This is a genomic window from Afipia sp. GW823-FHT06G09 (genome assembly GCF_058794875.1).
Genome location: NZ_JBXAHF010000004.1, coordinates 731,449 through 743,970 on the forward strand (window position 1 = coordinate 731,449; position 12,522 = coordinate 743,970).

Annotated in this window: 10 protein-coding genes; 6 read left to right on the top strand and 4 right to left on the bottom strand. The window is 61.8% G+C overall.

Going from position 1 to position 12,522, the window contains the following annotated elements:
• Positions 1–139 precede the first annotated feature (139 nt).
• The 4 genes from AC1Q67_RS20375 to AC1Q67_RS20390 are packed head-to-tail and all read left to right on the top strand — an operon-like array spanning position 140 to position 4,667.
• Positions 140–1,180 carry an amino acid ABC transporter substrate-binding protein gene (locus tag AC1Q67_RS20375; RefSeq protein WP_492236572.1) on the top strand — a complete coding sequence of 347 codons (1,041 nt, stop codon included), beginning with the start codon at positions 140–142 and terminating at the stop codon, positions 1,178–1,180.
• Positions 1,181–1,200: 20 nt separating this feature from the next.
• On the top strand, positions 1,201–2,406 hold the full coding sequence (locus AC1Q67_RS20380; protein WP_492236571.1) for an amino acid ABC transporter permease: 1,206 nt from the start codon (positions 1,201–1,203) through the stop codon (positions 2,404–2,406).
• Positions 2,403–3,917, top strand: coding sequence for an amino acid ABC transporter permease (locus AC1Q67_RS20385; protein WP_492236570.1), 1,515 nt, complete (start codon positions 2,403–2,405; stop codon positions 3,915–3,917). The genes AC1Q67_RS20380 and AC1Q67_RS20385 overlap by 4 nt, the downstream gene beginning before the upstream one ends.
• Before the next feature lie 9 nt (positions 3,918–3,926).
• Entirely contained in the window at positions 3,927–4,667 is a 741-nt protein-coding gene (locus AC1Q67_RS20390; RefSeq protein WP_492236569.1) for an amino acid ABC transporter ATP-binding protein, read from the top strand.
• 147 nt (positions 4,668–4,814) lie between these two features.
• On the opposite strand, the gene AC1Q67_RS20395 is transcribed toward AC1Q67_RS20390, so the two are convergent.
• The 4 genes from AC1Q67_RS20395 to AC1Q67_RS20410 all read right to left on the bottom strand — a co-directional run bounded on the left by AC1Q67_RS20395 (position 4,815) and on the right by AC1Q67_RS20410 (position 9,414).
• Complete coding sequence (locus AC1Q67_RS20395; RefSeq protein ID WP_492236568.1) at positions 4,815–5,855, bottom strand: cysteine synthase A; 1,041 nt, start codon at positions 5,853–5,855, stop codon at positions 4,815–4,817.
• Between the two features lie 149 nt (positions 5,856–6,004).
• Complete coding sequence (locus AC1Q67_RS20400; protein ID WP_492236567.1) at positions 6,005–7,234, bottom strand: class I SAM-dependent methyltransferase; 1,230 nt, start codon at positions 7,232–7,234, stop codon at positions 6,005–6,007.
• A 12-nt stretch (positions 7,235–7,246) separates the two neighbouring features.
• The gene (locus tag AC1Q67_RS20405) at positions 7,247–8,098 is read right to left on the bottom strand and encodes a DUF1365 domain-containing protein (RefSeq protein WP_029659574.1); all 852 of its coding nucleotides are present in this window, start codon (positions 8,096–8,098) and stop codon (positions 7,247–7,249) included.
• A gap of 2 nt (positions 8,099–8,100) precedes the next feature.
• Positions 8,101–9,414 carry an NAD(P)/FAD-dependent oxidoreductase gene (locus AC1Q67_RS20410; RefSeq protein ID WP_492236566.1) on the bottom strand — a complete coding sequence of 438 codons (1,314 nt, stop codon included), beginning with the start codon at positions 9,412–9,414 and terminating at the stop codon, positions 8,101–8,103.
• 361 nt (positions 9,415–9,775) lie between these two features.
• Here AC1Q67_RS20410 and AC1Q67_RS20415 point away from each other — a divergent pair, with 361 nt between their 5' ends.
• The gene (locus AC1Q67_RS20415; protein WP_492237150.1) at positions 9,776–11,170 is read left to right on the top strand and encodes an efflux transporter outer membrane subunit; all 1,395 of its coding nucleotides are present in this window, start codon (positions 9,776–9,778) and stop codon (positions 11,168–11,170) included.
• Positions 11,160–12,512, top strand: coding sequence for an efflux RND transporter periplasmic adaptor subunit (locus AC1Q67_RS20420; protein ID WP_492236565.1), 1,353 nt, complete (start codon positions 11,160–11,162; stop codon positions 12,510–12,512). Before AC1Q67_RS20415 ends, AC1Q67_RS20420 begins: the two co-directional genes overlap by 11 nt.
• Positions 12,513–12,522: the final 10 nt, after the last annotated feature.

A 12,522-nucleotide genomic window follows, 5' to 3' on the forward strand; every position in this document is an offset into this window, starting at 1 on the left:
CAACCCCTTGACCCGTCGCGTTCGGCGTTCTGTTATGCAGACCAGATATTTAGCTAGGTATCGCGCGCTTCAGCAGGATCATTTTGCTTCTAGCGACGTTGTTCGTCGCCAGCGCCGGACACTCGGGAAAGGTCGTTCTATGAAACGGGTATCGCTCGCTCTTATTCCTGTTCTCGCAGCATTCGCCATGCAGGCTGCCCATGCGCAGTCGCAGGACAAGCCGAAGGACCGCGGAACGCTTCAGAGCATCAAGGACCGCGGCAGCTTGTCTTGCGGTGTCAGCCAGGGCCTGCCGGGCTTCTCGGCCCCTGACGACAAGGGCAACTGGGCGGGCCTCGACGTCGACCTCTGCCGCGCGCTGTCGGCGGCGATCTTCAATGACCCGACCAAGGTGAAGTTCGTGCCGCTGTCGGCAAAGGATCGTTTCACGGCCCTGCAGTCGGGCGAGATCGATGTGCTCTCGCGCAACTCGACCTGGACCCTGTCGCGCGATACCTCGCTGGGCCTGAACTACACCGGCATTTCCTATTACGACGGGCAGGGCTTCATGGTCCGCAAGTCCCTGAAGGTCAACTCGGCGCTGGAGCTGAACAGCGCATCGATCTGCGTCCAGACCGGCACCACGAACGAGCAGAACGTCTCGGACTACTTCAAGGGTAACAACATGAAGTACGAGCTGATCGCGTTCGGCACCGCAGACGAGACGGTGAAGGCCTACGAATCGGGACGCTGCGATGTATTTACCTCGGACGTCTCGCAGCTTTACGCCGAACGCCTCAAGCTCGCAGCGCCGGGCGACCACGCCGTGCTGCCGGAAGTGATTTCCAAGGAGCCGCTCGGACCGGTCGTGCGTCACGGTGACGACCAGTGGTTCGACATCGTGAAGTGGACGCTGTTCGCGATGATCAACGCCGAGGAATACGCGGTGACGCAAAAGAACGTCGATGAGATGGCGAAGTCCAGCAAGCCCGAACTGAAGCGGATTTTCGGGACCGACGGCAATCTTGGCGAACAGCTCGGCCTGACCAAGGACTGGGTCACGCGCATCATCAAGGCGACCGGCAACTACGGTGAGTCGTTCGATCGCAATGTCGGCGCCGGATCGAAACTCGGTATCGCCCGTGGCCTGAACAAGCTCTGGAATCAGGGCGGTCTTCAATACGCGCCGCCGATCCGTTGACGGCATTGCCGGAACCGGCAATGGCAGCTGAACCCCGCAAGCCTCCGCTTCAACTGGTTGCACGGCTCCGCCGCGCACTCGGCGGGCAGGCGGGGTGGGGCGGTGTGATCGTCCAGATCCTGTTCGTCGCTGCCGTTATCTGGATCGGGTATGAGATCGTCGAGAACGCGCGGGCCAACCTTCAGGCGCAGCGGATCGCGTCCGGCTTCGGCTTCCTGTCGAACACTGCGGGCTTCGCCGTCAGCCAGGCGCTGATTCCATATTCCGAGACCGACACCTATGCGCGGGTGTTTGTTGTCGGGCTGCTCAACACCCTGCTGGTCTCCATCGTCGGCATCATCATCGCGACCATCATCGGCGTGCTGGTGGCGCTTGGGCGGCTGTCGCCGAACTGGCTGTTGGCGCGGATTTCCGGCGGCTATGTCGAGGTGATCCGCAATCTCCCGCTGCTGTTCCAGATTCTGTTCTGGTATCTTGCCGTGCTGGCGACGCTGCCAAGCCCGCGTCAGAGCATATCCCTGTTCGGAACGATCTTCCTGAGCAATCGTGGACTGATCGTGCCTGACCCGGTCCCGCAGCAGGGGTTTGGCGTATTCATTGTCGCCATTGTGCTCGGTATCCTGGCGTCGCTGGCGATGCACGTCTATGCCCGCAGGCAACTGTTTGCCGCCGGCGAGAAGCTGACGATCTGGCCGTTCGTGCTGGCGATGCTGATTGGTTTACCGGCGCTGGCTGTTCTGGTCTTCGGCGCGCCGTTCGCATTGGACATGCCGCAGTTGAAGGGCTTCAACTTTGCAGGTGGCGCAAAGGTTCTGCCGGAATTTGCCGCGCTCACCATCGCGCTCTCGACCTATACGGCAGCCTTCATCGCGGAGATCGTGCGCGCGGGCATCCAGTCCGTGCCAAAGGGGCAAATGGAAGCGGGAGCGTCGCTCGGGCTGTCGCGCGGCGCGACATTGCGGCTGGTCGTGATCCCGCAAGCGATGCGCGTGATCCTGCCGCCGCTGACCAACCAGTATCTCAACCTCACCAAGAACTCATCGCTGGCGGTTGCGATCGGCTACCCCGATCTGTTTTCCGTGTTCGCAGGCACCACGCTGAGCCAGACCGGGCAGGCAGTGGAAATCATCGCGCTCACCATGGGCGTCTATCTTTTGATCTCGCTGGTGACGAGCGCGATCATGAGCTTCTACGGCTGGCGTCTGAACCGGAGCCTTGCCGCATGACGGAACAGACCGCATTCGTCCGGCAGACCATTGTTGAGGCGCGCCGCGCTCCGGTCAGGACCACGGGCGTGATCGGATTTGCGCGCGAGCGGTTGTTCAATTCGCCACTGAACATCATGATCACGCTGATTGGTGCGGCGCTGCTGTGGCTCATTCTGGTGCCGGTCATCAGGTTCCTGTTCGTCGATGCGGTGTGGACGGGCAGTGATCGCAATGCCTGTCTTGAGGCCAATGTCGGGCGCGTGGTCGGTGCGTGCTGGCCGTTCGTACACGCGAAGTTCGACCAGTTTATCTATGGCTTCTATCCGGAGGACCAGCGCTGGCGGGTCAATCTGACCTTTGCGCTTGGCGCACTTCTGCTGTTGCCGCTGCTGATCCCGCGCGCGCCCGCGAAGGCGCTGAACTCCGGACTGTTCTTCGCGGCCTATCCTGTGATCGGCTTCTTCCTGCTGCGGGGCGGCGGGCTGAAAGGCTTTGCCATTCACTGGCTGGCGGATCTCGGATCGGGACTGGCTTCCAGCTTCCAGGACGCAGGCGCGCGGCTGGCGGCCACGGCCATTGCGGGGGTCTTGGGACAGGGCCTTTCATTCATCGGCAGGGCCGTCGGGTGGATCGGCGATGGCCTCGCGATCCTGATGTGGCCGGTTCAATGGCTGCGTGATTATACCGAGCGATTCCATTCGCCGCTGTGGGCCGATCTCGCCGCGACCGCGATCATGGTCTCGTTGCTGATGTTCTTCCTGACCGGGGGATTTCGCAACGGCTGGCGTGCGCTGTTCAAAAGCATCGCGACCTTTGCCGGGATTGCCGTCGTCATTGTCGTGATGGGCCTCGACAAGGGTGGCCTGCCGATCGTTGACACCCGCTCATGGGGCGGTCTGCTGGTGACACTCGTCGTCTCGGTCACCGGCATTGTCGCCTCGATGCCGGTCGGAATGATCCTGGCGCTCGGGCGGCGCTCGACCATTCCGCTGATCCGGGTGTTTTCGATTGCCTTCATCGAATTCTGGCGCGGTGTCCCGCTGATTACGGTGCTGTTCTTCGCGACCTACATGCTGCCGCTGTTCCTGCCCGGAAACTTCACCGTCGATGGTCTGGTGCGCGTGCTGATCGGCATCGCGTTGTTCGCGGGCGCCTATAACGCGGAAGTCATTCGCGGCGGCCTGCAGGCGGTTCCGCGCGGGCAGGCTGAAGCGGCAAGCGCGCTCGGCCTGTCTTACTGGAAGACCACGGGCCTGATCGTGATGCCGCAAGCGCTGCGCAACGTCATTCCGGCGCTGGTTAACAGTTTCATCGCGCTGTTCAAGGACACGACGCTGGTGCTGATCGTCGCGATCTTCGATCTACTCGGGCAGTTGCGTGCGTCCTTCGCCGATCCGAACTGGGCGTCACCAACGACGCTGTTCACCGGATTCGCCTTCACCGGCATCATTTACTTCGTGTTCTGCTTCGGAATGTCGCGCTATTCGCTGTTCGTGGAACGGCGCCTGAATGTTCACAAGAATGTCTGAGATGAAACCATGACCGCAGACGCAATCGTCAACATCTCGGGCCTCAACAAGTGGTTCGGCGACTTTCACGTGCTGCGCGATATCGGCATGACGGTCGGGCGTGGCGAGCGCATTGTGATCTGCGGACCGTCCGGCTCGGGCAAGTCCACGCTGATCCGCTGCATCAACGCGCTGGAGGAATTTCAGGAAGGCCGCATCGTTGTCGACGGGATCGAGCTTGGGCCGAACCTGCGCCGCGTCGATGATGTGCGCCGTGAAGTCGGCATGGTGTTCCAGAGCTTCAATCTGTTTCCGCACCTGACCGTACTGGAAAATTGCACGCTGGCGCCGATCTGGGTGCGTAACATTCCGAAGAAGGATGCCGAAGCTGCGGCGATGAAATATCTCGAACGCGTGCGGATTCCCGACAAGGCGAGCAAGTATCCGGGCCAGATTTCAGGCGGACAGCAGCAGCGCGTCGCGATCGCCCGCGCGCTGACGATGAATCCGAAGGTGATGCTGTTCGACGAGCCGACCTCCGCGCTCGATCCCGAGATGGTCAAGGAAGTGCTCGACACCATGGTCGATCTGGCGAAAGAGGGCATGACCATGCTGGTGGTCACGCACGAGATGGGTTTCGCGCGCGAGGTCGCCGACCGGGTTGTGTTCATGGACGCCGGTCAGATCGTCGAGGCGAATACGCCGGACAAGTTCTTCTCGAATCCGCAGCACGCGCGGACCAAGCTATTCCTCAGCCAGATTTTGAGGTGAGGGATGTGGTCGTCCCGGCGCAGGCCGGGACCCATCACCCCTGTCGTCCGTGTTGTGAAGAGCGCTTCAATGATCTCGATGAGCTGAAAGGCCAGGGGTTGTGGATCCCGGCTTTCGCCGGGATGACCCTGTTGAGATCACGCAATCTCACACCTTCTCGAATGGCGGCTTGATCGTGCTTTTGCGCTCAAGCCATGCCGGCACCGGCAGGTTCTTCGAGCGCAGGAATTCCGGATTGAACAGCTTCGACTGATAGCGCGTGCCGTAGTCGCACAGGATGGTCACGATGGTGTGGCCGGGCCCGAGATCCTTCGCCAGACGGATGGCGCCTGCGATATTCACGCCCGACGACCCGCCGACGCAGATGCCTTCATGTTCGAGAAGGTCGAACACGATCGGCACCGCCTCGCTATCTTCGATGAGATAGGCCTTGTCGACCTTGACGTCCTCGATGATCGGGGTGATGCGGCCGAGGCCGATGCCTTCGGTGATCGATCCGCCTTCGGTCGATTTGACCTCGCCGTGATCGAAGTAATTGTACATCGCAGCGCCGCGCGGATCGGCGACGCCGATCTTGATGTCCTTCTTCTTCTCGCGCAGGAACGTCGCCGTGCCCGCGAGCGTGCCGCCGCTGCCGATCGAGCAGATGAAGCCGTCGACCTTGCCCTCGGTCTGGTCCCAGATTTCGGGACCGGTCGAGACGTAATGCGCCTTGCGGTTGTCGAGGTTGTTCCACTGGTCGGCAAAGATGACGCCGTTCTTTTCGGTCTTGCGCAACTCATCTGCAAGACGCCGGCCGACATGCTGGTAATTGTTCGGGTTGCTGAAGGGCAGGGCCGGCACTTCGACCAGTTCCGCACCGAGCAGACGCAGCACGTCCTTCTTTTCCTGGCTCTGCGTTTCCGGAATCACGATGATGGTGCGATAGCCGCGCGCGGCGGCGACGAGCGCGAGACCAATGCCGGTGTTGCCCGCGGTGCTCTCGACGACCAGACCGCCAGGCCGCAGGTCACCACGCTTCTCCGCCTCCAGGATCATCTGCTTGCCGGCGCGGTCCTTCACCGACTGGCCGGGATTCATGAACTCGGCCTTGCCGAGAATGGTGCAGCCGGTCTCTTCGGACGCGCGTTTCAGCTTGATGAGCGGAGTGTTGCCGATGGCATCGATGACGTCTTTGCGAATGTGCATGATATTGAAGGACCCGGGACCGAATGTGTCAGAAGGCAAGGGGAAAAGCGGCAGGTTCATCGTTCAACCTAGAGGCCGCCCGCCGTTCCGACAAGGGCAGCGCTTGCAGGCGTGATCTGCTCGCTTTTTGAGGAAGTTGAGGCAGCCGTCTAACCTGATTTGGCGAATACGACCTGACGCACATCGATGTTGCCGGAGAGGAATCCGGCCTCGCAGTAGGCGAGGTAGTATTCCCAAAGGCGCCGAAAGCGCTCGTCGAAACCGAGAGGCATCAGGTTCGGCCATGCCGCGCGGAAATTGTCTCTCCATGTGGCGAGCGTCTTGGCATAATCTTCTCCAAAAATACGCTCGCGGATAACAGGTACACCGAACTTCTCGCCGAGCGACTTCAGCACCTGCGGCGATGGCAGCATGCCGCCGGGGAAAACGTAGCGCTGGATGAAATCAACCTCGCGCCGGTACGCGTTGAAAAATCTGTCCTGGATGGTAATCGCCTGAATGCCCGCGAAACCGCCGGGGGCAAGGCGGTCACGGAGCTGGCTGAAATATTGCGGCCAGAACTGTTCGCCGACGGCCTCGATCATTTCGATAGAGGCAATCCGGTCATATCGTCCGCGCTCATCGCGGTAATCCTGAAACCTGATCTCGACCTTGTCGCTGAGCCCGGCGGCCTGCATCCGCTTCTGTGCGAAATCGCGCTGCTCGGTGCTGATGGTTAGTCCGACGACCTTCGCATCGTAGTTCTTGGCGACGTATTCGGCGAAGCCGCCCCAGCCGCAGCCAATCTCCAGCACGCGCTGTCCGGGTTGAAGATTGATCGCTTCGGCAAGCCGCCGGTACTTGTTGTGCTGCGCAGCAGTGAGGTCGTTGGTGCCGTCCTCGAACAGCGCCGACGAATAGGTCATGCTCGGATCAAGCCACGCCGAATAAAACGAATTTCCGATGTCGTAGTGCGCGTAGATGTTGCGGCGGGCCTGCCGCCTGGTGTTGCGGTTGAACCAGTGGCGGAGCGACTGCACGAACCGTGCGACCGGTTTGCCGCCGAGCATCGTCTGGATCAGATCGTGATTGACGCAGAAGATGTAGAGGAACTGCGTCAGATTGGGCGTATCCCACTCGCGGCGCAGATAGGCTTCGGCAATGCCGATGTCGCCGCCCCGCGCAAGCCGCCACGCGAATCCGTAGTTGTAAATCGTCATTTGCGCGGCAGGGCCGGGCTCCAGCCCGCCGCAGCGCACTGTCCGACCGTCAGGCAGGGTGACGTCAAGCGTGCCGCGCCGCAGGTTGGATGCGAACTTGATGGCGAGTCGGACCAGTTTGGGTACATCCGGCAACGACGCCTCGACAGTGTCGGGGGTCAGAATGATCAGGTCAGACATCGCGCAATTCCGTCAGTGTGATGTGGCTCTGCGTCCAAATCTTCTGCTCGCGTGTGCCGGCCGTTTATTCGCCGAACTGTCCTTCGCTGTTGGTCTTGCCACAATTCTTGCGCCCTTTAGCCAAAGACGCAAGGCCTCCCAATGAATCGCCGCCATGATTTTAAAGGTCACCAACGGCAGCGCAAAGAAGGTCCGGATTAGCGCTGCCGAGGTCAGTCGCCGCCGTTTGCCGTTGAAGGCCGCCGCCAGAAGCGGGCCGTCCGGACCGGATTCCAGAATGCGCAGCTTGACGCTGTCGCCCGGCGGCACGATCCGGAAATGATACCGCATGGCCATGTCGATGAACGGGGAGACATAGAACTGCTTGTCCTGCTCCTGCCGGATGCCGGCGTTGCTGATCTGGTCCGGCGTCACAGGCAGCGCATATGAATGGATTTCGCCGAATGTGTTGCGGACCTCGTAGACGAGCATCGCCAGCGTGCCATCGGCGCGATGACAAAAGTACACCGACAGCGGATTGAAGGTGTAGCCGAGCAACCTCGGATAACACAGCAGCAACACCTTGCCGCCGGTCAGGTCGATGCGGTGCCCGGCGGCGCGGCGCTGAATGTAATCGCGCAATGAACAACCGTTCCGTTCGCCGTGATCGGATTCATGGAAGCTGTAGAGCGCCGCGCGGTTGACGCCGAACAGATGCGACTGCCGGTCGGCGTCGTCCAGCCGGTCGAGGTCGATCAGCAGGCTCATGACCTTGTAGCTGAATCGGTGTCCCATCGGTCGGAGCCGCGCATGCATGACCTCGCCGAGATACAGCGATGCTGCCTCTTCGGACGTCACCTGCAAGCTGGCAATCTTGTCCGGCATGGTCACTCCGCTGCTTGCGCGAGTTCATCCGGCGGCGCACGCCACGGCACGGATGCGCCCAGCGCTTCCGCGATCGCGAGCCCTGACTGCAATCCGTCTTCGTGGAATCCGTATCCGGTCCATGCGCCGCAAAACCAGGTGTGACGCTTGCCCTGAATGTCCGGCAGACGCTTTTGCGCAGCGAAGGCCGCCGTATCGTACTGCGGATGGTCGCACAGGTAGCGGCCGAATGTCAGGTCCGGATCGGGTGCGAACGGTGGATTGAGGCTGACGAACAGCGGATGAGCATGGTCGAGCCCCTGAAGCGGGTTCATCCAGTAGGTCACCGCGACATCGTTGACCGGTGCGCCGTCTCGCTTCCAGCGCAGGAAATTCCACGACGCCCACGCATTCCTGCGTTTTGGCATCAGCCGCGGATCGCGGTGCAGATAGACGGTGTTGGGAGCGTAACGGATATCGCCGAGCACGCTGTGTTCGTTCCCGTCGGCGTCGGCAAGCATCTTCAATGCCTGATCGCTGTGCGCCGCGATCACCACGTGATCGTAGATGTCGGTGTGGCCGAGACTGTCTTTAACGACAACGCCATGGCCGGTACGTTCGATGGATGTGACGGCACAGCCGAGTCGCAGTCGGTCGCGGAATGCCGCCGTCAGCTTGTCGACATAGACCTGGCTTCCACCCTGGACCGAGCGCCACTTGGGGCGGTCGTATTGCAGAAGCCGGTGATTGCTGAAGAACGCGACGAAGTTCTCTGCCGGAAATTCGAGAATGCGATCGGTCGGCGCGGACCAGATCGCCGCCGCCATCGGCGCGAGATAGTCCGACAGCAGGCGAGGCGCAAATCCGCGCATCTTGAAATAGGAACCGAGCGACAAACCGGTCAGTGTACCGTCCGCATGATCCTTCACGCTTGTCTCGTTAAAGACGAGGATATCGCGCAGCATCCAGAGGTACGACGGGGAGAGCAAATTGCGTGGCTGTGCAAACAGGCCTCTGGCGGTTTCCGGCCAGGTATCGCCGCCGCCCTTCCATTCGAAGCGTCCGGCGTCGGCGGTCACCGCGAAGCTCATGCAACTCTCGACTGTTGCAATGCCGAGATGCGCCAGCAATGCCGTGAAGCCGGGATAGTTCACTTCATTGTAGACGATGAACCCGGTATCCACCGCGACCGGCGTTCCGTCATAATCGATATTGACCGTGTGACTGTGACCGCCGGGGCGAAGCTCGCGTTCATACACGGTGACCGGGTATCGCTGCGACAAGGCCCATGCGGCGGCATTGCCGGCGATTCCCGTTCCAATAATCGCGACTCGCATTCCAGGTCCCCGTGATCAACCACTGTCCGAGATACGGAGGAGTCCTGTTAAGGTTTCATATTGCTCTAGCTTCACATGAAATCTTGGTAAGGCTTTTCGCCGTTTAGGCCGATGAATGCAGGAAACCCTTTGTTTATGGGGATAACTCGGATTCGGGACCTGATACCCGGGAGGCACAGGTCGCCCTTGTCTTGGGGAGCGCAATGGAACATCCCTGTCCGCCGCCAGAACTGCCCTGTAGAATGGGATTCTGGCCCGTTGGAGAGTGCTTACGCCGGTGTTTGAGCTGCCTTTCAAGTTGCGACGTGGAGCGTTTCCGCGGCCTTCGCTCGCGCTGGGCGCGGCGCTGGCTTTGGCGGCCATGTCTGGCGGCTGCATCCTCACGGCCGACCTGCCGGACCCGGCGCTGGACGTACCAGCGGCCTACAAGGCAGCGTCGGGTGACACCGAGAGCAAGCCGCCGACGCTGGACTGGTGGCGCGGTTTCCGTTCGCGTGAACTGACCGTCCTCATGGAGGAGGCCCAGACCGTCAACCTCGACATTGCCGCCGCGGTTGCCCGCATCCGGCAGGCGGATGCGCTGGCCCAGACCGCGGGCGCTGCGTTGCTGCCGAGTCTGACCGGCACTTTCTCCGGTTCGCGGTCGCGCTCGTCGAGAACGACAGGCACGGTCACAAGCGCAACCCCGCTCACGGGACGGGGCGAAGTCACGAACCACACCGCATCGCTCAGCGCCAGCTACGAGATCGATTTCTGGGGCAAGAACCGCGACGCCCTGCTGGCCGCCGAAGAGACTGCCAACGCCAACCGCTTCGATCGCGACGTGGTTGCGCTCACGGCGCTGGTGAGCGTCGCCAATGCCTATTTCAACGTGGTGGCCGCGCAGGAGCGCATCAACATCGCAACGCGCAATATCGCCAGCGCGCAGCGCATCTACGACGCGATCAAGGCGCGGGTCGATGCAGGCACGGGCTCCGATCTCGATCTCGCGCAGCAGGAGAGCCTGCTGGCCAACCAGAAGGCGTCGGTGCCGCCGCTGCGGCAGGCGCTGGATCAGAATTCCAACATTCTCGCGACGCTGGTCGCGCGCCCGCCGGAGCGGGTGCGGCTGACCGGCGGGTCGCTGGGAAGCCTTGCGATTCCTCGCGTCACGCCGGGGATTCCATCCGATCTGTTGACGCAGCGGCCCGACATCCGGCGTCAGGAAAACCAGTTGGCGTCAGCGACCGCCAATGTCGGCAGCGCGCGCGCGCAGTTCTTCCCCAGCATTCAGTTGACGGGACAGGGCGGCTACCAGAGCGCGCAACTGGCGATGCTGTTCACCCCGCAGTCGGCCTTCTTCAATGTGGCCGCCGGACTGACGCAGCCGATCTTCGACGCGGGGCGAATTCAGGCCAATTTCGACCTGCAGCAGGCACGTCAGGACGAGTTGTTGCAAACCTATCGCAAGACCGTGGTCTCGGCCTTTGCCGACGTGGACACGGCACTCTCGACCCTCAAGCAGGCCAACGAGCGGCTGCGGCTTCAGCGCATCGTCGTGGCATCCTCCCGAAGGGCGTTCGAGCTGTCCGAGCGGCAGCTTCGCGCCGGCACAGCCGACATCGTGACTGTGCTAAACACGCAATTGACGCTATTTCAGGCTGAAGATTCGCTGGCGCAGTTCCAACTCGCCCGGCTGCTGGCGGTCGTAACTCTCTATCAGGCATTGGGCGGTGGTTGGTCGCCAAGGACGGAAGGGCCGGCGAATGCTCTTTAAGCCCGATCTGAATGACAAGGCCAAAGCGGCTGGCGAGGGAGTCGCGCGCGTGGCCTCGGGTGCACGGAGGCGAACCGTCTCGATTGCCGTGTGGCTGCTCATCATCGGCGGTCTTGGCTATCTCGGCTGGACCTATTTCAAGAAGACCGAGACCGCGACCCGCACAAGACCCGATTTCGCGATCCCCGTGCTGGCCACGATGCCCCGCGTCGAAGACGTTCCGGTCTATCTCGACGGTGTCGGCACCGTCCGCGCGCTGAACAACGTGACCGTGCGCGCGCAGGTGAACGGCAAACTGCTGTCGGTGAATTTCAAGGAAGGTCAGGACGTCAAGAAAGGAGACGTCCTGGCAGAGATCGATCCGGTGATTTACCAGGCGCAGTACGATCAGGCCGTCGCCAAGAAGGCGCAGGACGAAGCCACCCTCGCCAACGCGCGCATGGATCTGGTTCGCTATCAGCAGTTGGCAGCATCCAAGGCAGGCTCCGCACAGCAGGCGGACACCCAGAAGGCGCTGGTTGCGCAACTCGAAGCGCTGGTGAAGTCGGATCAGGCGGCGATCGACAATGCGCAGGCCACGCTCGGCTACACAAAGATCATCGCGCCGTTGTCCGGACGCGCCGGACTTCGTCAGGTCGATCAGGGCAACATCGTCCAGACCTCGGACGCGACGGGCGTTGTGGTGATCACGCAGCTTCAGCCAATCGCCATTCAGTTCAGCCTGCCGCAACAGCAGATCGTCCGCGTCAACGCCGCTTCAGCGAAGGGGCCGTTGTCGGTGGATGTGTTCGGCAATGACGGCAAGACCGTTGTCGACACCGGCAAGGTGGCTGGCATCGACAATCAGGTCGATCAGACCACTGGCACCGTGAAGATCAAGGCGGAATTTCCCAACCAGAATTTCCAGCTCTGGCCCGGACAGTTCGTCAACGTGCGCCTGAAGGTGAATACCCTCGACAAGGCCATCGTGGTCCCGACGGCTGCGGTGCAGCGCGGACCCGCGGGCACGTTCGTCTACGTCATCGGTCAGGACAATACCGTTGCCGCGCGCCCCGTCACTGTGACATTGCAGAACGAAACCATCGCCGTCATCGCGACCGGTGTCACGGTCGAGGATCAGGTTGTGACGACCGGCTTTGCCAATCTGTCCGAAGGCGCGAAGGTCAGCATCAGCAAGGACTATCAGGCTCCGACGCCGGACCTTGCGCCGCGCAGGCAAAAGGGATCGGGCGGGCCGGGCGGCGGCCAGCGCGGTGAGAAGGGCGAACGGCGCGGCGCGAGGGAGCAGGGAGCTGCACCGCAAAGCGGACAACAGGGCGGCGGCACGAAAGCGCCGCAGTGAGCCTTCGATC